This window comes from Streptomyces dysideae, assembly GCF_001514305.1.
In the GTDB taxonomy this organism is placed as follows: Bacteria; Actinomycetota; Actinomycetes; order Streptomycetales; family Streptomycetaceae; genus Streptomyces; species Streptomyces dysideae.
Window position 1 is genome coordinate 181,432 of sequence record NZ_KQ949083.1, and the last position, 24,876, is coordinate 206,307.

Consider the following 24,876-nt stretch of genomic DNA (forward strand, 5'->3'; position numbering starts at 1 on the left):
CGATGCGAACTGTTGAGGGAAAGTCAGTGACTCCCCTGTTCTTTACCGTCACTTGGCGCTAGCTTCATGGACACCAGTGGGAGCGATTCCATCAGTCGACGCGTCCGTCACGACGCGCCTGATCTGCAAGGAGTCGCTCATGCGACACCCCCCGCGTTCAGTACTCTTAGCCGTCGCCGGTGCGGTCGCCCTCGTCGGGGCCGTCACCGTCCCGGCCGTCACGGCGCAGGGAGCCATGCCCGCCTGCACGGTGGAGTACTCCGTCACCAGCCAGTGGGACACCGGCTTCCAGGGTGCCGTGAAGATCACCAACAACACGGCGGCCGTGAGCAGTTGGCGCCTCGGCTTCGACTTCGCCGGTGGCCAGAAGATCGACCAGGGCTGGAACGCCAAGTGGTCCCAGTCCGGTACGACGGTGACCGCGACCAACGAGGGCTGGAACGGCACGCTCGGCACCGGCGCGAGCGTCAGCGCAGGGTTCATCGCCTCCTGGTCGGGGAGCAACGCCGTACCGGCCGCGTTCAGGCTCAACGGCACCACCTGCAACGTCGACACCGAACCGACGCCCACGGATCCGACCGAGCCGACCGATCCGACGGGCCCGACCGATCCGACGGACCCGGGTGACGACGCGGTGCCGGTGCTGCACGTCGCCGGGAACAATCTCGTGGACGCCGACGGCACCACCCGTCGCCTGCTCGGCGTCAACCGCTCCGGCGGCGAGTTCATGTGCGTCCAGGGGCGCGGCATCTTCGACGGGCCGGTCGACGACGCCTCCGTCCAGGCCATCGCCGACTGGAACGCCAACACCGTCCGCATCCCCCTGAACGAGGAGTGCTGGCTCGGCCTGTCCCACATCGACGCGCGGTACGCCGGCGCCAACTACATCAACGCGGTCAAGGACCTGGTGTCCAGGGTGAAGGCACACGGCATGACGCCGATGCTCGAACTCCACTGGTCCTGGGGCCAGTACACCGGCAACTCGGCCGGCTGTTCCGACGTGCACGCCAGCTGCCAGAAGCCGATGCCCAACATGCAGTACACCCCCGCGTTCTGGGCATCGGTCGCCAGCACCTTCAAGGACGACCCGACCGTCGTCTTCGACCTGTTCAACGAGCCCTACCCGGACCGCGCCACCGCCACGACCACCCAGGCGTGGCAGTGCTGGCGGGACGGCGGCACCTGCCCCGGCATCGAGTACGAGGTCGCCGGTATGCAGGATCTCGTCGACTCCATACGGGACACCGGCGCCCGCAACCCGATCCTGGCCGGCGGGCTAGCGTACGCGAACGACCTCAGCCAGTGGCTGACGTACCGGCCCACCGACCCGGCGGGCAATCTCGTCGCCGCCTGGCACGTCTACAACTTCAACAGCTGCTCCAACGAGAGCTGCTGGAACTCCACGCTCGCTCCCGTGGCCGCCCAAGTACCGCTGGTGGCCGGGGAGATCGGTGAGAACACCTGCTCGCACGGATTCGTCGACCAGGTCATGAAGTGGTTCGACGACCGGGACCTGTCGTACCTCGGCTGGACCTGGAACACCTGGGACTGCTCCTCCGGGCCGTCCCTGATCTCCGACTACGACGGTACGCCCACGGCGTACGGCATCGGGCTGCGCGACCATCTGCGCTCCCTGGACGGATGACCTCGTAACCAACACCCGCGAAGGACAAGGAAACCCGCACTCATGAGTCGTACCAGAACAGCGATAATCGCCGCCCTGGCGCTGGTCGCCGGCGCCTCGGGGACCGCGCTCGCCGCGGATCCCGACGCGATCGGCGTGGCGGCCGTGCCCTGCACCGTGGACTACAAGGTGCAGAACCAGTGGGACACCGGCTTCACCGCCGCCGTGACGGTCACCAACAACGGGGCCGCCAAGTCGGGTTGGTCGGTGAAGTGGTCGTACGCCGGAAACCAGCAGGTCACCAGCGGCTGGAACGCCAGGATCAGCCAGAGCGGCACCGCCGTCACCGCCACCAACGAGTCCTACAACGGCACGCTCGCCACCGGCGGTTCGGCGAGCTTCGGCTTCCAGGGCACCTACAGCGGCACCAACGCGCTCCCCGCCACCTTCACCCTCGACGGCGTGACCTGCAACGTCGACGACGGCGGCTCCACCGATCCGGACCCGGATCCCGACCCCACCGGTCCCAAGGTCGACAACCCGTACTCCGGCGCCAAGGTGTACGTGAACCCCGAGTGGTCCGAGAAGGCCGCCGCCGAGCCGGGCGGCAGCCGTATCTCCAGCCAGCCCACCGGCGTCTGGCTCGACCGGACCGCCGCCATCAACGGCGTCAACGGCGGTATGGGCCTGCGTGACCACCTCGACGAGGCCCTGACCCAGAAGGGCTCCGGCGAACTCGCCGTCCAGCTCGTCATCTACAACCTGCCCGGCCGGGACTGCGCCGCCCTCGCCTCCAACGGCGAGCTCGGCCCGACGGAGATCGACCGGTACAAGACGGAGTACATCGACCCGATCGCCGCGATCCTCGCCGACCCCAAGTACGCCGACCTGCGGATCGTCACCACCATCGAGATCGACTCGCTGCCCAACCTCGTCACCAACACCGGCAGCCGCCCGACGGCCACCCCCGAGTGCGACGTGATGAAGGCCAACGGCAACTACCAGAAGGGCGTCGGCTACGCCCTCAACAAGCTCGGTGACGTGTCCAACGTCTACAACTACGTCGACGCCGGTCACCACGGCTGGATCGGCTGGGACGACAACTTCGCCGCCAGCGCCACCGTGATGAAGGAGGCGGCCACCTCTGAGGGCGCCACCGTCAACGACGTCCACGGCTTCATCACCAACACGGCCAACTACAGCGCCCTGAAGGAGAACAACTTCGCCATCGGTGACTCCGTGGCCGGCAAGTCCGTCCGCGAGTCCGCGTGGGTGGACTGGAACCGGTACGTCGACGAGCTGTCGTTCGCCCAGGCGTTCCGCAACCAGCTGGTCACGACCGGCTTCAACGCCGGCATCGGCATGCTGATCGACACCTCCCGCAACGGCTGGGGCGGCAGCGCCCGGCCCGCCGGCCCCGGTGCGATGACGGACGTCGACACCTACGTCAACGGCGGCCGCTACGACCGCCGGATCCATGTCGGCAACTGGTGCAACCAGTCCGGCGCCGGCCTCGGCGAGCGCCCGCAGGCCAGCCCCGCGACCGGGATCGACGCGTACGTGTGGATGAAGCCGCCGGGTGAGTCCGACGGTTCGAGCCAGGCCATCGACAACGACGAGGGCAAGGGCTTCGACCGCATGTGCGACCCGACCTACACGGGCAACCCGCGCAACGGCAACAACCTGTCCGGCGCCCTGCCCAACGCGCCGATATCCGGCCACTGGTTCTCCGCGCAGTTCCAGCAGCTGATGCAGAACGCGTACCCGCCGCTGTCATAAGCAGCCGCCCCCCCGCCGGGGTCCAGCCCTCCTCCCGGGGCGGGCCCCGGCGGCTGGCGCATTCCACCGCCTGTTTTTTGCTGTCGTGGCAACAGTGGTGGCCTCATCCCGGTGCGTCGGCGCACGCTGGCCGCACGCGGACGAGAGGCTGAACACCATGGCGCACCACCACCATCACGGTCACGATCACCACGAGCACACCGACATCGACTGGAACGAGATGGCCCCGCTGCTGGAAGCCCAGGCGGAGCTGTTCACGCCCCTGTACGAGCGGGCCATGTCCTGGCTGGGCAAGAAGCAGACCGATCCGGGGCTGATCGTCGATGCCGGCAGCGGACCCGGCGTCATCGCCTGTCTGCTCGCCGAGACCTTCCCGGGCGCCCGGGTCGTCGCGGTCGACGGCAGCGAGCCCTTGCTGGAACGCGCCCAGGCACGCGCCGAGCGGCTCGGCGTCGCCGACCGCTTCGGCACCCTCGCCGGTGAACTCTCCTACATCCTCGACGACTTGGACTATCCCGCGGATCTGCTGTGGGCCGGCCGCAGCCTGCACCACCTCGGCGACCAGCGCGCCGCCCTCAGCGCGTTTGCCGCCCGGCTCGCCCCCGGCGGCACCCTGGCCCTGCAGGAGGGCGGCCTGCCCACCCGCTTCCTGCCCCGTGACATCGGCTTCGGGCGCCCCGGCCTGGAGGCGCGGCTCGACGCGGTGGAGGCCGACTGGTTCGCACAGATGCGGGCCGACCTGCCCGGCTCCGTCACCGAGACGGAGGACTGGCCGGCCCTGCTGGCCGCGGCCGGCCTCCGCCCCAGCGGCACCCGCAGCTTCCTCCTCGACCTGCCCGCCCCGACCCCGGACCGGGCCCGCGCCTACATCGCCGCCCATCTGACCCGCATCCGCGAGGCCATCGGCGATCACCTCGACGCGGACGACCGGGCGACGCTCGACCGGCTGCTGGACCCGGACGACAAGGCGAGCGTGCACCACCGGCCGGACGTTTTCGTGCTGGCGGCGCAGACGGTCTACACGGCTGTGCGTACGGGCTGACGGATGGGCCGTGTATGCGGGCTACCGCATGCACGGTGTCCACTGCATACGCGATGCTCGCTGCATGCGCGGTGCCTACTGCATACACCGTGTCCATGGATGGCCGTCGGCTGCTCGACGCCGGCCACCGGGTCGCGGTCACCGGCCGCGGCGAGGCCCGGCTGCGGGGCTTCGCCGAGGAGCTCGGCAAGCCCGACGGGCTGCTGACGCTGGTCGGCAACGCGGCCGCGTACACCGGCCTCGCCGAGAACACCCGGCGGCAGGTCACCGACTGGGGCGTCGGCGTGACGCTGATCGCGCCCGGCCGGGTGGAGACCCCGTTCTGGGACGGCAACGGCAGCCCGCCGCCGGGGCAGCTGCTGACCGCCGACCAGATCGCCGACTCGGTCGTGTGGGCCGTCCGGCAGCCCGAAGGTGTCGACATCAACACCGTCGTCGTACGGCCGCTCGGACAGCCCAACTGACCAGCCCCCGCTCTCAGTTGTTCCGGATGAACTCCCGTGCCAGCCGGTCGCCCAGTGAGACCGCCGCGTCGTGGCTCTCGATGGGGGAGGCACGGGAGTTCCGGAACAGGATGTACGTCACGCCGGACTCGGCGCCGCCCGTGGCCGGGTCGGGGTCGATGCCGAGGGCCTCGGCGGTGGCGTACGAGGCCTCGCCGATGATCTTCGCGGGTCCGGTGTCGCCGACGACCGCGTACTGGACCTGGTTGTTGTGGACGACCGCGACCACACCGCCGCCCCTGATACCGGCGGCGGTGTAGTCCCAGGTGCCGCTGACGCTGGGGACGACGACGTAGGGGAGCGTGTCGGACCGTAGCGGCTTGCCGTCGGACTGATGGAACGCTGTGTCGTCCTGGTACCAGGGGTCGGTGTTCTCGTTGCACTTGGCGGTGCGCTGGCCGTCGCAGTCGATGTCCATGTCGGCCTTCCAGAAGACGGCGCCGTTCTTGCCGCAGACGGGGATTATGGCCGGGCTGTCCGCGTCGGTGCGGTACCTGCCGTTCGAGATCTGCGAGCAGGACGTCACCTCGGCCAGCAGATCGGCCGCGCTGACCGTGCCTTCCTGGGGCGATGTCGGGTGTGGGGTGCCGGAAGCGGCCGTGGGGGGCAGGCCGGCGGCGAGCAGCGCGGCTCCGCAGGCCGCGGTGAGGGTCAGTGGTCGCACGCGCACTGTGGGGACCCTCCTGTTAGGAAAGTTTCCTTATGGCTGTCGTACAAGGTGGCCTCTCTGCATGGTCGCGTCAAGCCCGTTGCGATGAACTCGGGCCTTCTGGGTCGATTGCGGCGTCATGGCACCAGTAGAAGACTGGACATTCGGAAAATTTCGGATATGTGCCCAGGCTTTCTTGGAGGTGTCATGTTCGTACGTGCCGTTTACGCGACCGGCGATCCCGCGAAGATCGACACGGCTGTCAGGGCAATGAACTCGCAGGGGCGAGAGCTGCTGGAAGAGCGTCCGGGTTATCGCGGAGCGGGTGTCTTCGTGGACCGGGAGGTCGGCAAGCTGCTGGCGGCGAGCTGGTGGGAGTCGGAGGAGGCCAGACGCAACAGCGACGAGGTGTTGCGCGAGCGGCGCGCGGCGCTCCTGGAGCCGTTCGCGGCGACGCTGGCGGTCGACAACTACGAGGTGGCGGTCTTCCATCCCGTCCGGCAACCGCAGGCGGGAGGCGGACTGCGGCTCACCCGGCTGGAGTTCGACCCGGCGGACGCGGACCTGCTCGCCGACACGCTCCGGGCGACGGTGCTGCCCAGGATCGACACCCTCCAGGGGGTGGCCAGGACGTCTCTGCTGGTCGACCGGGAGCGGGGGCGCGGGCTGGTCGGCGTGATCTTCGTCGACCAGGCGTCTCTGCAGGCGTCCCGCGCAGGCGCCGCGGGAGTCCGGCACGAAGGCGCGGCCAAGGCACATGCGACGGTGACCGGGCTGGAGGAGTTCGAGGTCGTCTTCTCCGACGTGCGCGGCGACTGAGCCGTCCTGCACGGGAGTTGGCCGCCGGACCGGCCCTCCGTACGCGTCCGCCCGCCGCCCAGCTGCCCGAGCGGCGGGCGGATCGTCGTACCGGAACGGGTCTCAGTCCATGTCGAAGGTCTCAGCCCATGTCGAACGTGGCCGGGTCCGGGCCGATCCGCCGGTCCTCGTTCAGCGCGCTGATCGCCGCCAGGTCCTCGGTGTCCAGGCTGAAGTCGAACACCTCGATGTTCTCCTTGATCCGGGACGGCGTCACGGACTTCGGGATCACGACGTTGCCGAGCTGGAGGTGCCAGCGCAGCACGATCTGGGCCGGCGAACGCCCGTGCTTCTGGGCGATGGCGACGATCGCCGGGACCTCGAGAAGGCCCTTGCCCTGGCCGAGCGGCGACCACGCCTCGGTGGCGATGCCCTGCTCGGCGTGGTACTCGCGGGAGGCGTGCTGCTGGAGGTGCGGGTGCAGCTCGATCTGGTTGACCGCGGGGATGACCGACGTCTCGCCGATCAGCCGCCGCAGGTGCTCCGGAAGGAAGTTGGAGACGCCGATCGCACGGACACGGCCGTCGGCGTGGAGCCTCTCGAACGCCTTGTAGGTGTCGACGTACCGGTCCTTGGACGGCAGCGGCCAGTGGATGAGATACAGGTCGACGTACTCCAGGCCGAGCTTGGTCAGCGAGGTGTCGAAGGCGCGCAGTGTGGAGTCGTACCCCTGGTCGCTGTTCCAGAGCTTGGTGGTGACGAAAATGTCCTCGCGGGGGAGGCCGGCGGCGGCGATGGCCTTGCCGGTGCCTTCCTCGTTGCCGTAGATCGCCGCTGTGTCGATGCTGCGGTACCCGGCCTCCAGCGCCGTGCCGACCGCCTGCTCCGCCTCGTCGTCCGGCACCTGCCAGACGCCGAAGCCCAGCTGGGGCATCTCGACGCCGTTGTTGAGGATGATCGGGGGGACCTTGCTGCTCACGAGCTCTTGATCCTTACGGTTGTCGTCAGGTGGTACTTCCCATCGTCAACGATCACGAGCCGCCGTGCATTCCTGACCGGAGAATCCGCCGGAACGGATCGGAGTCAGGCCCGGTACAGCGCCTCGACCTCGTTGGCGTAGGCGTTTTCGATCGCCTTTCGCTTCAGTTTCAGCGACGGCGTCAGCAGACCGTGTTCCTCGGTGAAGGGCTGGGCGAGAATACGGAACGTACGGATCGACTCGGCCTGCGAGACAAGGGTGTTGGCGGCGACCACCGCACGCCGCACCTCCGCCTCCAGGTCCGGGTCGCGGACCAGCTGGGCGGGCGACAGCCGCGGTTTGTCACGCATCGTCAGCCAGTGTTCGACGGCCTCCTGGTCGAGGGTGACGAGCGCGGCGATGTACGGGCGGTCGTTGCCCACGACGATGCACTGGGCGACCAGCGGGTGGTCCCGGACGCGTTCCTCCAGCACCCCGGGCGAAACACTCTTGCCGCCGGAAGTGACCAGGATCTCCTTCTTGCGGCCGGTGATGGTGAGGAAGCCGTCCTCGTCCAGCGAACCGAGGTCGCCGGTGGCGAGCCAGCCGTCGTGCAGGGTCTCGTCGGTGGCCTTCTGGTTGTTGAGGTAGCCGTGGAAGATGTTGGCGCCGCGCAGCCAGATCTCGCCGTCGTCCGCGATGTGCACGGTCATGCCGGGGATGGGCTGGCCGACCGTGCCGTATCGGGTGCGGCCGGGCGGGTTGGCGGTGGCGGCCGCCGTGGACTCGGTGAGACCGTAGCCCTCGTAGATGTGCACGCCGGCGCCCGCGAAGAACAGGCCGAGCCGCCGGTCCATCGCCGAGCCGCCGGTCATCGCCTGCCGGATGCGCCCGCCCATCGCCGCCCGCATCTTGGCGTAGACGAGCTTGTCGAAGACCTGGTGCCGCATCCGCAGCCCCGCCGACGGGCCGGGCCCGGTGCCCCAGGCCTTGGCCTCCAGGGCGTCCGCGTACTTCACGGCGACCTCGACGGCCTTCTCGAAGGCGCCCGACCGGCCCTCCTTCTCGGCCTTGCGGCGGGCGGCGTTGAAGACCTTCTCGAAGATGTACGGCACTCCGAGGAAGAACGTCGGCCGGAACGCGGCCAGGTCGGGCAGCAGGGCGGCCGCGTTCATCTGCGGCTGGTGGCCGAAGCGGACCTTGCCGCGGATCGCGGCGACCTGCACCATCCGCCCGAAGACGTGGGCGAGCGGCAGGAACAGCAGGGTCGCCGCCTCGTCGCCCTTCTTGGAGTGGAACACCGGCTCCCAGCGCTCGATGACGGTGTCCGCCTCGTACATGAAGTTGCCGTGCGAGATGAGACAGCCCTTGGGGCGGCCGGTGGTGCCCGACGTGTAGATGATCGTCGCGGTGGAGTCCGGGGTGACGGCCTGGCGGTGCCGGTGCGCCAGCTCGTCGTCCAGGTGGGCGCCGGCCTCGTACAGCTCGTGCACGGCGCCCGCGTCGAGCTGCCACAGCTGCTGCATGCGGGGCAGCCGGTCGATGACGGTGGCGATCGTCATCGCGTGGTCCTCGTGCTCCACGACCGCCGCCGACACCTCGGCGTCGTACAGCATCCAGAAGCACTGCTCGGCCGAGGAGGTGGGGTAGATCGGCACCACCTGGGCACCGATGGTCCAGAGCGCGAAGTCGAAGAGGGTCCACTCGTAGCGGGTGCGGGACATGATGGCGACCCGGTCGCCGAATCGGATACCCCGGGCGAGGAGGCCCTTGGCGAGGGCGAGGACCTCGTCCCGGAACTCGGCGGCGGTGACGTCCCGCCACTGCCCTTCCTCGTCCTTGCGGCCGAGGGCGACGTACAGCGGGTCTCCCTGGGCATGTTCGAAGACGACGTCGGCCAGGCCGCCCACCGGTGGTGCCAACGCCAACGGAGGGTTGGTGAACTCGCGCAAACCCCGCTCCCCGCTCCTGTTGCATTGGTTCGCTCCGCACGGCGCCGTGAAAGCTACCCCACCCACCGACGGGGCGGGAGGGGGGCGGAAATCGAGCGCTGCTCAGGTATGCACTGGTCAGCGCCGGAAAATGCGCTCACATGGGGAAGGGTCGGACAGAAAACCGACGGTTGCGTAAGTTTCGGACCCGTAATCTCCACCGAATCTGTACGAACCGATCACGCGGCGCGGGCCCCCGGCGGTGCGGTCGGCCGCGGGACGCTGTCCTCTCCTCTGTCAGCGTCCCCATGGCCGAAATCGTCACTCTGTCATCGCCCGCCACGCTGACGCCGGTGCAGGCGGTCGCCGCCCGCCAGGATCGCCGCCGCCAGGGCGTCCGCCGCGCCCTGGGCGGTCGTACGGCGGGTGCCGTGGACCAGGACGAAGTCGACGCGGCCGAGTTCCGGGAGGCCGGAGCGGTCGGGGACGCGGACCAGACCCGGCGGGATCAGACCCCGTGAGTGCGCCATCACGCCGAGGCCCGCCCGTGCCGCCGCGATCAGCCCGTTGAGGCTGCCGCTGGTGCACGCGATCCGCCACTCCCGCCCTTGCCGCTCCAGCGCCTCCAGGGCGAGGGCCCGGGTGATGCCCGGCGGCGGGAACACGATCAGCGGCACCGGGCGGTCGGCCTCCAGGCGGAGCCGTTCCGCGCCGATCCACACCAGGCGGTCGTGCCAGACCAGTTCGCCCCGCGGGTCCTCGGGGCGCCGCTTGGCCAGCACCAGGTCCAGCTTTCCCGCGGCCAGTTGCTCGTGCAGCGTGCCGGACAGCTCGACCGTCAGCTCCAGGTCGACCTCGGGGTGATCGTGGCGGAACCCCTCCAGGATCTCCGGCAGCCGGGTCAGCACGAAGTCCTCCGACGCGCCGAAGCGGAGCCGGCCGCGCAGCCGGGTGCCGGTGAAGAACGCCGTCGCCTGCTCGTGCACCTCCAGGATCCGGCGGGCGAAGCCGAGCATCGCCTCGCCGTCCTCCGTCAGCTCCACGGAGTGGGTGTCCCGGGTGAACAGCTGCCGGCCGGTCGAATCCTCCAGCCGCCGCACATGCTGGCTCACGGTCGACTGACGCAGTCCGAGCCGCCGGGCGGCCTGCGTGAAACTCAGCGTCTGCGCCACCGCCAGGAACGTACGCAGGTGGGACGGGTCGTACACGCCTTCAGGTTATCGCGGAACGTGATGACAGTCAGAGTGGTATGCCGGATTCCCGATCGCGCGACTCCGGAGGACGATGGAGAGGGCACGATCGTGCCCCGGAACCGGACGTACAGCGAAGTAGTGGAGCACAGTGAAACGCCTGCGATGGCCGAGTTGGATGCCGATCGATCCGTACATCCTGCTGCTGCTCGGGACGGTGGGCCTCGCGGCACTGCTCCCGGCGCGCGGCACGGCCTCCGACGTGGCCTCCGGCGCCTCCACGGCTGCGATCGCGTTCCTCTTCTTCCTCTACGGCGCCCGGCTGTCCACCCGTGCGGCACTGGACGGGCTGAAGCACTGGCGGCTCCACGTCACCGTGCTGGCCTGCACCTTCGTCCTGTTCCCACTGCTGGGCCTGGCCGCGCGCGGACTCGTCCCGGTGCTGCTGACGCACCCCCTCTACCAGGGTCTGCTGTTCCTCACCCTGGTCCCGTCGACCATCCAGTCGTCGATCGCCTTCACCTCGATGGCCCGCGGCAACGTGCCCGCCGCGATCTGCGCCGGCTCCTTCTCCTCGCTGATCGGCATCGTCATCACGCCGCTGCTGGCGGCCAGTCTGCTCGGCAACAGCGGGGGCGGCTTCTCCGCCGACTCCCTCGTCAAGATCGTGCTGCAGCTGCTGGCGCCGTTCCTCGCCGGGCAGCTGCTGCGCCGCTGGATCGGCGGCTTCGTCGCGCGGCACAAGAAGGTCCTCGGCCTCGTCGACCGCGGCTCGATCCTGCTGGTCGTCTACACCGCGTTCAGCGAGGGCATGGTCCAGGGCATCTGGCACCAGGTGAGCCCCGCCCGGCTGGCCGGACTGCTCGCCGTCGAGGCCGTACTGCTGGCCGTGATGCTCGCCCTGACCTGGTACGGCGCCAAGGCGCTCCGCTTCAGCCGCGAGGACCGCATCGCGATCCAGTTCGCCGGCTCGAAGAAGTCCCTGGCCTCCGGACTGCCCATGGCGAGCGTCCTGTTCGGCGCGCACGCCTCGCTGGCCGTGCTGCCGCTGATGCTCTTCCACCAGATGCAGCTGATGGTGTGCGCGGTGATCGCCAAACGCCGCGCCCGCGACCCGCAGGAGCCGCTCACTCCTCCGGCGTCAGCCGCAGCGTCACGAACCGCGGTCGGTACAGGGACACGTTCCGGTTGAGCTGTGCCGCGGCACCGCCCGGCTCCAGCCAGTTGACGTCGTAGCTCACCACCAGCCGTCCGCCGTCGCTCAGTTCGGGGTGCGCCTGCGGGTTGTACGCGGCGACCTGGCCCTGGGGGAGGGCAGGGCTGAAGTCCCTCGTCGGGCCGTGCCACGGGCCGGTGGGGGAGCAGGCCCAGTACGACGTCACGGTGGTCAGGCCCTTGGTGCCCGCGGCCATCGTGAACAGCACGTACGTGCCGTCCGTGCGCACCACCGAGAACGCGCTGCCCACCCCGGTGCGCCGCCCGTCCCCGAGCACCGGGCGCGGGCCGGACGCCGTCCACCGGGAGCCGTTCCAGTACTGCCAGGCGGCCGGCTCCCCGAGCCTGCCCCGCGGCACGCGTGCCACGTACGCCCGTGAGGCGGGCCGGGACGCGGCCTGCCCGTCGTCGCCGCCGAAGACGTACGTCCAGTCGCCGTCCTCGACGAGCGTCGTCCCGAACAGGACCCTCCGGGACGGGTCCGGGACCAGCTGCTGGTCCAGCACCTTGACGACCGACTCCACCCGCAGGTCGGGCAGGGTGAGGGTGGCGACCTCGGTGGCGGTGGGCACGCCGTAGATCCACGGGGCGGCCCCGGCGGTGCGCACCCAGAGCAGTACCCGCAGGACCTGCTCGGTCGAGCCGGGGGAGCGGGGCTCGACGCGGGCCGCGACCGGCCAGCGCCACTGGTTCGGGGCCGGGTCGGGGAGGAGGGGGGCGGGGAGCGTGGAGAGCAAGCGCTTGCCGTCGGGGCTCATCACCACGGCCGAGTTGCGGACCAGCGGGGCCGTCGTGTCCCGCCAGGCGAAGGACTCGCCGGCCGGGTTGGGCGGGGCGTACACCTGGCCGAGGTAGGTGTCGGAGAACAGCCACAGGATCCGGCCGTCGGGGAGGCGTACCGAGTGGGTGCCGTCGCCGCCGGTCCAGTCGTCGGTGCGGGTGGCGTCGTCACCGTAGCGGGCGAACTCGGCGGTGAGGTTGTCGTCGGTCGACCACTCGCTGACGGTATGCGGTATGCAGTCGGCGCCATCCTGTTCACCGTCGTCCGGGAGCGCGGTAAGCAGCACGGCCCCGAGAACCAGGGCCAGCAGCAGGCCGACCCCGGTTCCCGTGCGCTGTCGTGCTCGTGTGTCGTCGGGCACGCCCGGGACGTTAGTGGCCCGCGCTCACCCGGTCCATGGGCAGCCACAGGACGGTGCCGCGCGTCCGGCCGGTGCCGGCGGTGCTTGCGGTGGTTTCCGTGTTTCCGGTGCTTTCGGTGCGCAGGCCGGTCAACTCCTCGGTGCCGAGTGCCCGGTCCCATACCTGGACGTCGTCGATCGCGCCGGTGAAGAAGGCCCGGCTGTCCATGCGCTGGCCGATGTGCACGCCGAACGGGGAGTTGCGGCTGACCGAGCCGGCCACGTCCGCGGTCGTGACCGCCGTACCGTCGAGGAACAGCATGAGCTCGCCGTCGCCGCGGCGCAGCGCCAGATGGTGCCACTGGCCGTCGTTGTGGGCGCCGGTGGTGCTCACGGACGCCGTGCGTACCGTCCGCGCGCCCTCCCGGGTGGTGATCAGGGCGCGCACCCGGTTGTTCGCGGGTTCGCCGCGCAGCCAGATCTGCGGCTGGGTGCTGCCGATGCCGCCCATCCACAGGAACGGCTGCTCGCCGGTCGTGGCCGAGTAGCGGAACCACAGTGATGCCGTGAAGTCCTTTGAGCCGAGCGGGAGTTGGGCACGGTACGGCAGGCGTACGGCGTCGTCGGTGCCGTCGAACTCCAGGGCGCCGTCGAAGACGCCGTCGGTCTGCTCGGCGCCGCCGAGGACGGCCGCGCGGGGTGTCTGCGGTGCGAGGTCGGGGGTGGTCGGGTCGGGGCCGCGGCGGGGCTGCAGCCAGTCCTCGGTGAAGCGGGCGAAGCGGATCTCGTCGCGCGCGTCGACGGCGCCGCCCTCGTACATCAGGCCCACGGTGTGCCCGTCGATGGCCATCATGTCGGAGTAGCCCGACCAGTCCGTGGTGACGACCGTGCCGCGGTCCACGCTGTCCCAGGTGCGGCCGCCGTCGTGGGAGGAGCGGACCATCATGGTGCGGCGGCGGTCGGGGTCGCCGGGGCAGGCCAGCAGGATGCGGTTGCCCAGGCGGAGCGTGGAGCCCTGGACCTGGGGCGTGTAGAGGTCCGGGAGGTCCCGGAAGGGCGAGACGAAGCTGTCGCCGCCGTCGCGGCTGTACGTCTGGCTGCGGTGGCCGAGATCGGTGCCGTCCTGTTCGCGGCCGCTGATGAGAAGGGTGCCGTCGGTGCGTTCGGTGAGGGTGACCTCGGACGGCTTCTGCCGGAAGGTGCCGTCGTCGGCGATGGGCCAGGAGTCGGTCGCGCCGATCCGCCAGTGGTCGCCGCCGTCGTCGCTGACGATGAGGGCCGCGTGGTTGGCGCTGATCCGACTGCCGTCCCACGTCTCGGTGTTGACGCCGAAGACGAGTCGGCCGGCGTGCTTGCCGCGGGTGAGCTGGATGCCGTGCACGGGGCCGGTGGCGTACCAGGAGTTCCAGTGCGCGGGCAGGATCTCGTCGCTCAGATCGCGCGGCTCGGACCAGGTCAGCCCGTCGTCGTCGCTGTACTGCAGATGCGGGGTGCGGTCGCAGGGCACGGAGCAACCGCCGCTGTCCGTACGGCCCGTGTTGTACGTCTCGGCGAGCAGGATCCGGCCCGTCTCGCGGTCCACGATCGGTGCCGGGTTTCCGTGCGTGTCGCCGTCGCCCTCGTTGACGACCTGGAGCGGGCCCCAGGTGCGGCCGCCGTCGGTCGACCGCTTGAGGACGATGTCTATGTCGGCGGCGTCACCGCAGTTGAGGACCCGGCCCTCGGCGAACGCGAGCAGTGTGCCGTCCGTGGACTTCACGATCGCCGGGATGCGGAAACAGGCGTAGCCGGGGTCCTGGTCGGCGCGGAAGAGGACCTGCTGCTCGAACGGCGGGGGATCGGTGGCAGGGCGGGACTGCGCGGGACTCAGTGACACGGCCGTCGCCAGTGTGGCGACGGCCGCGACGAGAGCTGATCTCAGACGTGCGCGAACTCTTGGAGGCATCGTGCGGTCTGCCTTTCATCCATCTGGACATTCGGACATCCCACGTCCAACGTGCGCCCCCCAGACGTTAGTTGGGCTCTCGCACACCTCACAAGCGCCGTGCACGTGTCCTGTCACGGATGGAGTAGTACTTTCCCTCTCTTGCTCCCGTGCCTCGATCACCGCACGGGCTGGCGGCTAACGTTCCGTTATGACCGCACCTCTCGCACTGGATCCCGCGTGCACCGCCCTCGTCCTCGTCGACCTGATGGACCGCATCGTCGGCCTGCCGCTCGAACCTCGCAAGGGCAGCGAAGTCCACACCGTCTCCGCGGAGTTGGCGGCCGCGTTCCGCACGGCAGGAGCCCTCGTCGTCCTCGTCCGGGTCGAACGCCCCGGCGTCGTCGAACAGCCGCCCGGCAGCGGACTGGTCCAAGGCCTGCTGACGGACGGCGACTTGGAGATCGTGAAGCGGACGATCGGCGGCTTCCAGGGCACCGGCCTGGACGACCGCCTCCGCGAACGCGGCGTCGGCACCCTGGTGTTCGGCGGCATCGCCACCAACCTCGGCGTCGAGTCCACCGCCCGCGCCGCCGGCGACCTCGGCTACGACCTCATCTTCGTCGAGGACGCCATGACCGCGTTCACGGCCGCCGAGCACGAGGCGTCGGTGCGGCTCGACTTTCCGCGGCTGGGGTCGGTGGTGAGGGCGGCGGAGGTGGAATTCACAAGGGGCTGAGCAACGCCAAACCATCGCAGGTCACAGGCCCACCAACCGCACTGTCCCAAGACCACCGGCACAGAGCGCCCGTAGGTGACCGAGCCATGCCAGCGGGGCCCCTGCGGCGCAGGGGGCGCTCCCCGCCGGTCGGGGCCCCGCCGCCGTGACGCGGGAAGCCGGTCAGCCCTGGGCGGCCGCGGTCCGCAGGGCGAGCCGGTGTTCGCCCGCGTACACGTTCATGGAGCTGCCCCGCAGGAAGCCCACCAGCGTCAGCCCGGTCTCCGCGGCCAGGTCCACCGCGAGTGACGAGGGCGCCGACACCGCGGCCAGGACCGGGATGCCCGCCATCACGGCCTTCTGCGCCAGCTCGAAGGAGGCCCGGCCCGACACCAGCAGGACGGTGCGGGACAGCGGCAGGTTCCCGTTCTGCAGGGCGCGGCCCACCAGCTTGTCGACCGCGTTGTGCCGGCCCACGTCCTCCCGGATGTCGAGGAGCTCGCCGTCCTCGGTGAACAGGGCCGCCGCGTGCAGGCCCCCGGTCCGGTCGAAGACCCGCTGGCTCGCGCGCAGCCGGTCGGGGAGGCTCGCGAGCAGCTCGGGCTCGACGCGGACCGGGGGAGTGTCGGCGATGGGCCAGCGGGTCGTCGTACGGACCGCGTCGAGACTCGCCTTCCCGCACAGGCCGCAGGACGAGGTCGTGTAGACGTTGCGCTCGAGCGTGATGTCGGGGATCGCCACCCCGGGGGCCGTCTTCACGTCGACCACGTTGTAGGAGTTCGAGCCGTCGACCGTCGCCCCCGCGCAGTAGACGATGTTCTGCAGATCGTATGCGTTAGCCAGTACACCCTCGCTGACCAGGAAACCGGCCGCCAGCGCGAAGTCGTCCCCCGGCGTCCGCATGGTGATCGCCAGCGGCTTGCCGTTCAGCCGGATCTCCAGTGGCTCCTCGGCGACGAGCGTGTCCGGGCGGGTGGAGACCGCCCCGTCCCGGATGCGGATCACCTTGCGTCGTTCCGTGACTCGTCCCATGTCCCCATCAGTCCCGGTTCTGTACGTGCTGGTAGCCGAAACGGCCCTTGATGCAGAGATTGCCGTGGGTCACCGGGTTGTCGTGCGGCGAGGTGACCTTCACGATCTCATTGTCCTGCACGTGCAGAGTGAGGTTGCAGCCCACTCCGCAGTACGCGCACACGGTCGTCGTCTCCGTCTGTGCCGACTCGTCCCACGTACCCGCCGCCCGCATGTCGAACTCCGACTTGAACGACAGCGCCCCCGTCGGGCACACCTCGATGCAGTTCCCGCAGTACACGCACGCCGAGTCGGTCAGCGGAGCGTCGTGCTCGACCGCGATCCGGGCGCCGAAGCCACGACCCGCGATGGAGATCGCGAAGGTGTTCTGCCACTGGTCGCCACAGGCGTCCACGCACTTGTAGCAGAGGATGCACTTGTCGTAGTCGCGTACATACAGGTCGTTGTCGACCTTCGGCTCCTCGTCGAGGCGGGCCGCGTCCGGGCCGAAACGGTCCGGCTTCGCCTCGTACTCCTTGAGCCATCCGGCCACCTGCGGTGTCGTGGACAGGTCGACCGAGGAGGCGAGCAGTTCGAGGACGATCTTGCGGCTGTGCCGGGCGCGCTCGGTGTCGGTCCGCACCTCCATGCCGGGCTCCGCCTTCCGGGAGCAGGCCGGGACGAGAGTGCGGGAGCCCTCGACCTCGACGACGCAGACCCGACAGGCGTTCTTGGGGGTGAGCGTGTCGCCCTGGCACAGGGTCGGGATGTCCTTCCCGGCGGCCCGGCAGGCGTCGAGGATCGTGGAGCCCTCGGGGACCCGGGCCGGTTCCCCGTCGATCGTGAACTCCAGCAGCCGGCGCGGGATCCCCAGCGGTGTCACGGTCATTCGTACGCCCCCAGACGGTCGATGGCGGATTCCACGGCGTTCCACGCGGTCTGTCCCAGACCGCAGATCGAGGCGTCCCGCATCGCGCGGCCGACCTCCCTGAGCAGGGCGATGTCGTCGGCCGCGGCGGCACCCGTGCGCTCCGCGATCCGGTGCAGAGCCTCCTCCTGCCGCACGGTCCCGACCCGGCACGGCACACACTGTCCGCACGACTCGTCCCGGAAGAACTTCGCGATGCGCAGCAGCAGTCGAGGCAGTGGCACGGTGTCGTCGAAGGCCATGACGACGCCCGAGCCGAGTGTGGTCCCCGCCTCCCGGGTGCCTTCGAAGGTGAGCGGGATGTGCGTCTCGTCGGGCCGTACGAAGCCGCCCGCGGCGCCGCCGAGGAGTACGGCCCGCAGACCGTCGCGGACTCCGGCCAGCTCCAGCAACTCGCCCAGCGTCGCCCCGAACGGCAGCTCGTAGGTCCCGGGCCGCTCCACACTCCCCGACACACAGAACAGCTTCGGTCCGGTCGACCTGCCCGTGCCGATCGCCGCGTACGCCGGTGCGCCCATCGTCAGGATCGGCAGTACGTTGACCAGCGTCTCGACGTTGTTCTCGACCGTCGGCTTGCCGAACAGGCCCTTCTCCACGGGGAACGGCGGCTTCGAGCGCGGCTCGCCCCGGTAGCCCTCGATGGAGTTGAACAGAGCGGTCTCCTCGCCGCAGATGTACGCCCCGGCGCCCCGCCGGATCTCGATGTCGAAGGCGTAGCCCTGGCCGAGGACGTCGTCGCCGAGCAGACCACGGGCGCGCGCCTGGTCGACAGCATATTGCATACGATGTATCGCCCGCGGATATTCGCCACGCAGGTAGATGTATCCCGTATGCGCACCGATCGCATACGCCGCGATGGTCATCGCCTCGACCAGCGCGTACGGGTCGCCCTCCATGATCACGCGGTCCTTGAAGGTGCCCGGCTCGGACTCGTCGGCGTTGCACACCAGGTAGTGCGGATGGTCGGGCTGGGACGCCGTGGCCTGCCACTTGCGGCCGGTGGGGAAGGCGGCGCCGCCACGCCCGACCAGGCCCGAGTCGGTCACCTCGCGGATGACCCCGGCGGGACCGAGCTCGAAGGCCCGGCGCAGCGCGGTGTAGCCGCCGTGGGCGCGGTAGTCGTCCAGCGACGCGGGGTCGACGACGCCGACGCGGCGCAGCAGGGCCAGCGACGGGTCCCCCGCCTGGGGCACCGCCATCGCCGCGGGCGGCTCCTCGGGCGCCGAGTCGGGTGCGCTCGCGGCGAGCACGGCATCCCGTACGGTCGCCGGCGCCGACACCGCCGTACGCACCGGATCTCCCGCCTTGACCGCGAGCGCGGCCGGGGCACGTTCGCACAGGCCCAGGCACGGGCTGCGCTCGACCGAGACCCCGCTGCCGAGGCCCAGTTTCGCCTCGATCCCGGCGCACAGCTCCGACGCCCCGGCGGCCGCGCACGCGAGGTCCGTGCACACGTGGAGCACGTTCGCCGGCCGGGGCTTGACGGAGAACATCGCGTAGAAGGTGGCCACCCCGTACGCCTCCGCCGGCGGCACCGTCAGCCGCCGGCACAGGTAGTCGAGGGCGCCCTCGCTGATCCAGCCGACCCGGTCGTTGAGGGCGTGCAGCCCCGGCAGCAGCAGGTCGCGGCGGTCCCGGGCCGCGCGTCCGCCGCGGGCCCACCTCAGGTCGGCGTCGGAGCGGTCGGCGCCCTCCCAGGAGGACTCCGGGGGGCCCAACAGGGCGTCCACGGCGGCCCGTTCGTCGTCCGTCGGTTTGCTGTCGCCGAAGTGCAGGTCCACTTGCGTCACCTCACGTAGGTCGCGACCGGGAGCTTCTCGATGCGGATCGCCGACGCCTTGAACTCCGCCGTCCCCGCGATCGGGCAATTGGCCTCGATCGTCAGCTGGTTGGTGTCCACCTCGTCGGGAAAGTGCATGGTCATGAAGGCGAGCCCGGGCCGCAGCGCGGTGTCGATCCACACGGGCGCGACCACCGACCCGCGCCGCGAGGCCACCTGGACCTCCTCGCCGACCACGACCCCGTACCGTTCCGCGTCCTCCGGGCACAGCTCGAGGTACTCGCCGCGCCGCAGCGGGGACGCAAGACCCCCGCTCTGCACACCGGTGTTGTACGAGTCGAGCCGCCTGCCGGTGGTGAGCCGGATCGGGAACTCCTCGTCCGTCAGGTCCACGGGCGGATCGTGCTGCACGATCCCGAAGGGCGCCGGCAGCCCGCGCCGCGCCGGGTCCGTCTCCCACAACCGGCCGTGCAAATAGGTCGGTTCGAGCTCGTCCGTGCTCGGGCACGGCCACTGGATGCCCTGGTGCTCCGCCAGGCGTTCGTACGTCATCCCGTAGTGGTCCGGCGACACCGACCGCAGCTCGTTCCACACGGTCTCGGAGTCGGCGTACTTCCACTCGTGCCCGAGGCGTGCCGCCAGATCACAGAGGATGTCGATGTCCTCGCGCGCCTCACCGGGCGGCGTGACCGCACGCCGTACCCGCTGAACCCGCCGCTCGCTGTTGGTGGTGGTGCCGTCGGTCTCCGCCCAGCCGGCGGTCGCGGGCAGGACGACGTCCGCCAGCTCGGCGGTCTTGGTGAGGAAGATGTCCTGTACGACGAGGAAGTCCAGCGCCCGGAGCCGCCGTACCGCCTGCTCGCTGTCCGCCTCCGACTGCGCCGGGTTCTCGCCGATGCAGTAGACGGCCCTGAGCGTGCCCTCCTCCATCGCCTCGAACATCTCCGTCAGGTTCAGCCCGTAGTGCGGCTGGATGACGGTGTCCCAGGCCGACTCGAACTTCAGCCGGGCCTCGGCGTCGAGGATGTCCTGGAAGCCGGGGAGGCGGTTCGGGATGGCGCCCATGTCGCCGCCGCCCTGCACGTTGTTCTGGCCGCGCAGGGGCTGCAACCCCGAGCCGTAGCGCCCCACATGCCCGGTCAGCAGGGAGAGGTTGATCAGCGCGCGGACGTTGTCGGTGCCGTTGTGGTGCTCGGTGATGCCGAGGGTCCAGCACAGCTGGGCCCGCTCGGCCCGGGCGTAGGCGTGCGCCAACTCCCGTATGGCGGCGGCCGGTACGCCCGTCACCTTCTCGGCGAGCGACAGCGTCCACGGCTCGACCAGCGCCCGGTACTCCTCGAAGCCGGACGTCGCCCGCTCGATGAACGCCTCGTTGGCCAGGCCCGCGTGGATGATCTCGCGGCCGATCGCGTGTGCCATCGGGATGTCCGTGCCGACGTTGAGGCCGAGCCAGCTCTCCGCCCACTCGGCGGTGGAGGTGCGGCGCGGGTCGACGGCGTACATCCGGGCGCCGTTCCTGATCCCCTTGAGCACGTGCTGGAAGAAGATCGGGTGTGCGAAGCGGGCGTTGGAGCCCCACATCACGATGACGTCGGTGTGCTCGATCTCCTCGTACGACGACGTGCCGCCGCCGGACCCGAAGGCCGCGGACAGGCCGGCGACGCTCGGGGCGTGGCAGGTCCGGTTGCAGGAGTCGACGTTGTTGGTGCCCATGACGACCCGGGCGAACTTCTGCGCCACGAAGTTCATCTCGTTGGTCGCGCGGGCGCAGGAGAACATCCCGAACGCGCCGCGCGCCGCCTCGAGCCCTTGGGCCGCCCGGTCCAGCGCCTCGTCCCAACTCGCCTCCCGGAATCGCTCGTTGCGCGAGTCGCGGACCAGGGGGTGGGTGAGCCGGGTGTAGGTCTTCGGGGTTCGGTCGCGTTTCCTCATACGAGGTTCCCCAGAGTTCATGCGGCGCTCCTCAGTGCGAGCAGGTCCGAGATGGCGTGCACGGTGCGCAGGGTGGGCACCTCCACGCCGGTGATCTCCGCCAACTCGACGACGGCCGCGAGGAGTACGTCGAGTTCGAGCGGTTTGCCGCGCTCCAGGTCCTGGAGCGTGGAGGTGCGGTGGTCGCCGACGCGTTCGGCGCCCGCGAGACGGCGTTCGATGGAGACGCCGACCTCGCAGCCGACGGCCCCGGCGACCGTCAGCGTTTCGGCCATCATGATCTCGATGACCTTGCGGGTGCCGCCGTGCAGGCACATCTGCCGCATGGTCGCGCGGGCCAGCGCGCTGATCGGGTTGAAGGAGATGTTGCCGAGCAGCTTGACCCAGATGTCGCCCCGTACGTCGGGCTCGACCGGGCACTTGAGACCGCCGGCCTGCATGGCCTCGCTGAACGCCAGACAGCGCGCCGAGACGCTGCGGTCGGGCTCGCCGACCGAGAACCGGGTTCCTTCCAAGTGCCGTACGACACCAGGGTCTTCGAGTTCGGTCGCCGCGTAGACGACACACCCGACGGCCCGTTCGGGCGCGAGCACCGCACTGACCGCGCCGTCCGGGTCCACGCTTTCGATGCGGTGGCCGTCGTAGGGGCCGCCGTGCCGGTGGAAGTACCACCAGGGGATGCCGTTCTGGGCGGCCACCACCGCCGTGCTGTCGTGCAGCAGAGGCTCGATCAGCGGCCCGCACGCCGCGTACGAGTTGGCCTTGAGGCCGAGGAAGACGTAGTCGACCGGGCCGATCTCGGCCGGGTCGTCGGTGGCGTGCGCGCGGGCCGTGAAGTCGCCGCGCGGGCTGAGCACCCGTACTCCGTGCTGCCTCATGGCCGCCAGATGCGGTCCACGGGCGACGAGATGCACGTCGGCGCCCGCGCGGTGGAGCGCGGCGCCGACGTAGGCGCCGATCGCACCGGCGCCGAGGACTGCGACTTTCATATGAGGGAGCTCCGTTCGGTTGAGGGATACCGAGGAACTGCCGAATCTCTGTCGACGAAATACTGTCTACAGTATGGGACCTGGCCCAGCAAGGGGTCGCGCAGCACGCGACCGTTCGTCGCGTCCGGCATACCGTTCATCGGATACGGTCGACGCGCGACTTTTCAACTTCCGTCTTCCTTCCTACCGTTCGGGATCATGAGTCCCCCAGTCGCACCGCCGGGATGGAGCCGCTGGCTGGTTCCGCCTGCCGCTCTCTCGGTCCACCTCTCCATCGGCCAGGCGTACGCCTGGAGCGTGTTCAAGCCGCCCCTCGAGTCCGCGCTCGGCCTCAGCGGCACCCAGAGCGCGCTGCCCTTCCAGCTGGGCATCGTGATGCTCGGCCTGTCGGCCGCGTTCGGCGGCACGCTCGTGGAGCGCAACGGGCCGCGCTGGGCGATGACGGTCGCCCTCGTCTGCTTCTCGTCCGGCTTCCTGCTCTCCGCGCTGGGCGCGGCGACCGAGCAGTACTGGCTGATCGTCCTCGGCTACGGCTTCGTCGGCGGCATCGGCCTCGGCATCGGTTACATCTCGCCGGTCTCCACGCTCATCAAGTGGTTCCCGGACAGGCCCGGCATGGCCACCGGCATCGCGATCATGGGCTTCGGTGGCGGCGCGCTCATCGCCTCGCCCTGGTCGGCGCAGATGCTGGAGTCGTTCGGTTCCGACAGCTCCGGGATCGCCGTGGCGTTCCTGGTACACGGGCTTTCGTATGCAGTCTTCATGCTGCTCGGGGTGCTGCTGGTCCGGGTGCCGCGCACCGAGAAGCCGGTCAGCGGCGGACCGAGCATCCTCGAGGGTCCGCAGGTCTCCGCCCGCAGCGCCGTACGCACCCCGCAGTTCTGGTGTCTGTGGGTCGTGCTCTGCATGAACGTGAGCGCCGGCATCGGCATTCTGGAGAAGGCCGCCCCGATGATCACGGACTTCTTCGCGGACACCTCCACCCCGGTGTCGGTCTCCGCGGCCGCCGGCTTCGTCGCCCTCCTGTCGGCGGCCAACATGGCGGGCCGCATCGGCTGGTCGTCGACCTCCGACCTGATCGGACGCAAGAACATCTACCGCGTCTACCTGGGCGCGGGCGCGCTGATGTACGCCCTGATCGCACTGTTCGGCGACTCGTCGAAACCGCTGTTCATCCTGTGCGCGCTGGTGATCCTGTCCTTCTACGGCGGTGGCTTCGCGACGATCCCCGCGTATCTGAAGGACCTCTTCGGCACATACCAGGTCGGTGCGATCCACGGGCGGCTGCTCACCGCCTGGTCCACGGCCGGCGTCCTCGGCCCGCTGATCGTGAACTGGATCGCCGACCGCCAGGAGGAGGCGGGCAAGGGCGGTGCGTCCCTCTACGGCCTGTCCTTCGTCATCATGATCGGCCTGCTCGTCGTCGGCTTCGTCGCCAACGAGCTCGTCCGGCCGGTCCACGCCCGGCACCACATCCCGGCACCGAGGGAGGCAGCCGATGTCGAACGACAGCAGTCAGAGTCCGCCTGACCGGCGAGGGCTGATCGCCTTCGCCTGGGTGTGGGTGGGGGTGCCGCTCGCCTACGGGGTGTTCGAGCTCGTACGCAAGGCGACGCAGCTGTTCACGGGGTAGTTGTCCGGAAACTGTTCGGGCGTACTCTCCTTGCCCCCGCGGATGACGGAAGCTGACAACGGGGGCGCCGGAATCCTGTCGTCTCACCTGCCGTCGTACTGGTGAGTCACTGATCAGACTGGTGGATCCCGTTACCCGAAGCACCGAGGGGGACCACCCATGAACGGCTCGCGCATCGCCGCCGTCGGCCACTACCAGCCCGCCAAGGTACTCACCAACGAGGAACTGGCGGGCATGGTCGACACCAGTGACGAGTGGATCACGTCCCGGGTGGGCATCCGCACACGCCATATCGCCGGGCCCGACGAGCCGGTCGACGAGCTGGCCGCGCACGCCGCCGCCAAGGCGCTGGCGGCGGCGGGCCTCGCGCCCGGCGACATCGACCTGGTCCTCGTGGCCACGTCCACGGCTGTCGACCGCTCCCCGAACATGGCCGCCCGGGTCGCCGCCCGGCTCGGCATCCCGTCGCCGGCCGCGATGGACGTCAACGTCGTGTGTGCCGGGTTCACCCATGCCCTGGCCACCGCCGACCACACCGTCCGGGCCGGCGCCGCGACCCGGGCCCTGGTGATCGGTGCCGACAAGATGTCCGAGGTCACCGACTGGACGGACCGTACGACGTGCGTCCTCGTCGGCGACGGAGCGGGGGCCGCCGTCGTCGAGGCGGACCCGTCCAGTGACGCACCCGGCATCGGGCCCGTGCTGTGGGGTTCGGTGCCCGAGATGGGGCACGCGGTGCGCATCGAGGGGCAGCCCGCGCGGTTCGCGCAGGAGGGGCAGAGCGTCTACCGCTGGGCGACCACCCAGCTGCCGCCGATCGCCCGCAAGGCCTGCGAGAAGGCCGGGCTCGCGCCCGAGGACCTGGCCGGCGTCGTCCTGCACCAGGCGAACCTGCGCATCATCGAACCCCTCGCGGAGAAGATCGGCGCCGTCAACGCCGTCGTCGCGCGGGACGTCGCCCAATCGGGCAACACCTCCGCGGCGAGCATTCCGCTCGCTTTCTCCAAGCTGGTGGAGCAGGGGCAGATCTCCACGGGCGATCCGGTGCTGCTGTTCGGGTTCGGCGGCAACCTGTCCTACGCCGGGCAGGTCGTCCGCTGCCCGTAACGTGCCCCCGGGACGGGGTGTGACGAGGCCAACTCCCGAACGCC

21 protein-coding genes are annotated in these 24,876 nt (G+C 70.1%); 10 read left to right on the forward strand and 11 right to left on the reverse strand.

Annotation, left to right across the window (positions count from 1 at the left end; genetic code table 11):
* The first annotated feature begins 139 nt into the window (after nt 1-139).
* The 4 genes from AQJ91_RS17145 to AQJ91_RS17160 all read left to right on the forward strand — a co-directional run bounded on the left by AQJ91_RS17145 (nt 140) and on the right by AQJ91_RS17160 (nt 4,909).
* Nucleotides 140-1,645 carry a cellulose binding domain-containing protein gene (locus AQJ91_RS17145; RefSeq protein ID WP_079085016.1) on the forward strand — a complete coding sequence of 502 codons (1,506 nt, stop codon included), beginning with the start codon at nt 140-142 and terminating at the stop codon, nt 1,643-1,645.
* Between the two features lie 42 nt (nt 1,646-1,687).
* Nucleotides 1,688-3,403: a glycoside hydrolase family 6 protein gene (locus tag AQJ91_RS17150; RefSeq protein WP_067021954.1), complete on the forward strand. Its 1,716-nt coding sequence runs from the start codon at nt 1,688-1,690 to the stop codon at nt 3,401-3,403.
* Nucleotides 3,404-3,560: 157 nt separating this feature from the next.
* Nucleotides 3,561-4,445, forward strand: coding sequence for a class I SAM-dependent methyltransferase (locus AQJ91_RS17155; RefSeq protein ID WP_067021956.1), 885 nt, complete (start codon nt 3,561-3,563; stop codon nt 4,443-4,445).
* Nucleotides 4,446-4,540: 95 nt separating this feature from the next.
* Nucleotides 4,541-4,909 carry an SDR family oxidoreductase gene (locus AQJ91_RS17160; RefSeq protein WP_234382442.1) on the forward strand — a complete coding sequence of 123 codons (369 nt, stop codon included), beginning with the start codon at nt 4,541-4,543 and terminating at the stop codon, nt 4,907-4,909.
* Between the two features lie 13 nt (nt 4,910-4,922).
* On the opposite strand, the gene AQJ91_RS17165 is transcribed toward AQJ91_RS17160, so the two are convergent.
* Complete coding sequence (locus tag AQJ91_RS17165; RefSeq protein ID WP_079085017.1) at nt 4,923-5,618, reverse strand: glycoside hydrolase family 75 protein; 696 nt, start codon at nt 5,616-5,618, stop codon at nt 4,923-4,925.
* 186 nt (nt 5,619-5,804) lie between these two features.
* Here AQJ91_RS17165 and AQJ91_RS17170 point away from each other — a divergent pair, with 186 nt between their 5' ends.
* On the forward strand, nt 5,805-6,416 hold the full coding sequence (locus AQJ91_RS17170) for a hypothetical protein (RefSeq protein ID WP_067021960.1): 612 nt from the start codon (nt 5,805-5,807) through the stop codon (nt 6,414-6,416).
* A 121-nt stretch (nt 6,417-6,537) separates the two neighbouring features.
* Here the strand turns inward: AQJ91_RS17170 and AQJ91_RS17175 are convergent, their stop codons facing one another.
* From AQJ91_RS17175 to AQJ91_RS17185, 3 genes are all read right to left on the reverse strand, one after another.
* A complete protein-coding gene (locus AQJ91_RS17175) occupies nt 6,538-7,374 on the reverse strand; it encodes an aldo/keto reductase (protein ID WP_067021962.1) in 837 nt (278 codons plus the stop codon).
* Between the two features lie 104 nt (nt 7,375-7,478).
* Complete coding sequence (locus AQJ91_RS17180) at nt 7,479-9,305, reverse strand: AMP-dependent synthetase/ligase (RefSeq protein ID WP_067021964.1); 1,827 nt, start codon at nt 9,303-9,305, stop codon at nt 7,479-7,481.
* A 308-nt stretch (nt 9,306-9,613) separates the two neighbouring features.
* Complete coding sequence (locus AQJ91_RS17185; RefSeq protein ID WP_067021966.1) at nt 9,614-10,492, reverse strand: LysR substrate-binding domain-containing protein; 879 nt, start codon at nt 10,490-10,492, stop codon at nt 9,614-9,616.
* Between the two features lie 160 nt (nt 10,493-10,652).
* On the opposite strand from AQJ91_RS17185, the gene AQJ91_RS17190 reads away from it, so the two are divergent.
* Nucleotides 10,653-11,666 (forward strand): bile acid:sodium symporter family protein, encoded by a 1,014-nt coding sequence (locus AQJ91_RS17190; RefSeq protein WP_067021968.1) that lies wholly within the window; start codon nt 10,653-10,655, stop codon nt 11,664-11,666.
* Here AQJ91_RS17190 and AQJ91_RS17195 read toward each other — a convergent pair.
* Nucleotides 11,602-12,831 (reverse strand): DUF4185 domain-containing protein, encoded by a 1,230-nt coding sequence (locus AQJ91_RS17195; RefSeq protein ID WP_067021970.1) that lies wholly within the window; start codon nt 12,829-12,831, stop codon nt 11,602-11,604. The two genes, AQJ91_RS17190 and AQJ91_RS17195, sit on opposite strands and share 65 nt — an antisense overlap.
* A gap of 10 nt (nt 12,832-12,841) precedes the next feature.
* Nucleotides 12,842-14,755 (reverse strand): sialidase family protein, encoded by a 1,914-nt coding sequence (locus AQJ91_RS17200; RefSeq protein WP_067021972.1) that lies wholly within the window; start codon nt 14,753-14,755, stop codon nt 12,842-12,844.
* A 190-nt stretch (nt 14,756-14,945) separates the two neighbouring features.
* Between AQJ91_RS17200 and AQJ91_RS17205 the strand changes: the two genes are divergently transcribed.
* Complete coding sequence (locus AQJ91_RS17205) at nt 14,946-15,473, forward strand: isochorismatase family protein (protein WP_067021974.1); 528 nt, start codon at nt 14,946-14,948, stop codon at nt 15,471-15,473.
* Nucleotides 15,474-15,635: 162 nt separating this feature from the next.
* Here the strand turns inward: AQJ91_RS17205 and fdhD are convergent, their stop codons facing one another.
* The 5 genes from fdhD to AQJ91_RS17230 are packed head-to-tail and all read right to left on the reverse strand — an operon-like array spanning nt 15,636 to nt 22,092.
* Nucleotides 15,636-16,484 (reverse strand): formate dehydrogenase accessory sulfurtransferase FdhD, encoded by an 849-nt coding sequence (gene fdhD, locus AQJ91_RS17210; RefSeq protein WP_067021975.1) that lies wholly within the window; start codon nt 16,482-16,484, stop codon nt 15,636-15,638.
* A gap of 7 nt (nt 16,485-16,491) precedes the next feature.
* Nucleotides 16,492-17,352, reverse strand: a complete 861-nt coding sequence (locus AQJ91_RS17215; RefSeq protein WP_067021977.1) for a 2Fe-2S iron-sulfur cluster-binding protein — start codon at nt 17,350-17,352, stop codon at nt 16,492-16,494.
* Nucleotides 17,349-19,172, reverse strand: a complete 1,824-nt coding sequence (locus AQJ91_RS17220; protein WP_067021979.1) for an NAD(P)H-dependent oxidoreductase subunit E — start codon at nt 19,170-19,172, stop codon at nt 17,349-17,351. Before AQJ91_RS17220 ends, AQJ91_RS17215 begins: the two co-directional genes overlap by 4 nt.
* Nucleotides 19,173-19,177: 5 nt before the next feature.
* Nucleotides 19,178-21,103, reverse strand: a complete 1,926-nt coding sequence (locus tag AQJ91_RS17225; protein ID WP_067021981.1) for a molybdopterin oxidoreductase family protein — start codon at nt 21,101-21,103, stop codon at nt 19,178-19,180.
* A gap of 17 nt (nt 21,104-21,120) precedes the next feature.
* On the reverse strand, nt 21,121-22,092 hold the full coding sequence (locus tag AQJ91_RS17230) for a 2-dehydropantoate 2-reductase (RefSeq protein ID WP_067021982.1): 972 nt from the start codon (nt 22,090-22,092) through the stop codon (nt 21,121-21,123).
* A gap of 198 nt (nt 22,093-22,290) precedes the next feature.
* Here AQJ91_RS17230 and AQJ91_RS17235 point away from each other — a divergent pair, with 198 nt between their 5' ends.
* From AQJ91_RS17235 to AQJ91_RS17240, 3 genes are all read left to right on the forward strand, one after another.
* On the forward strand, nt 22,291-23,622 hold the full coding sequence (locus AQJ91_RS17235) for an OFA family MFS transporter (RefSeq protein WP_067021983.1): 1,332 nt from the start codon (nt 22,291-22,293) through the stop codon (nt 23,620-23,622).
* A complete protein-coding gene (locus AQJ91_RS57360) occupies nt 23,591-23,725 on the forward strand; it encodes an MFS transporter small subunit (protein WP_267891203.1) in 135 nt (44 codons plus the stop codon). Before AQJ91_RS17235 ends, AQJ91_RS57360 begins: the two co-directional genes overlap by 32 nt.
* Before the next feature lie 159 nt (nt 23,726-23,884).
* The gene (locus AQJ91_RS17240; RefSeq protein WP_067021985.1) at nt 23,885-24,832 is read left to right on the forward strand and encodes a beta-ketoacyl-ACP synthase III; all 948 of its coding nucleotides are present in this window, start codon (nt 23,885-23,887) and stop codon (nt 24,830-24,832) included.
* Nucleotides 24,833-24,876: the final 44 nt, after the last annotated feature.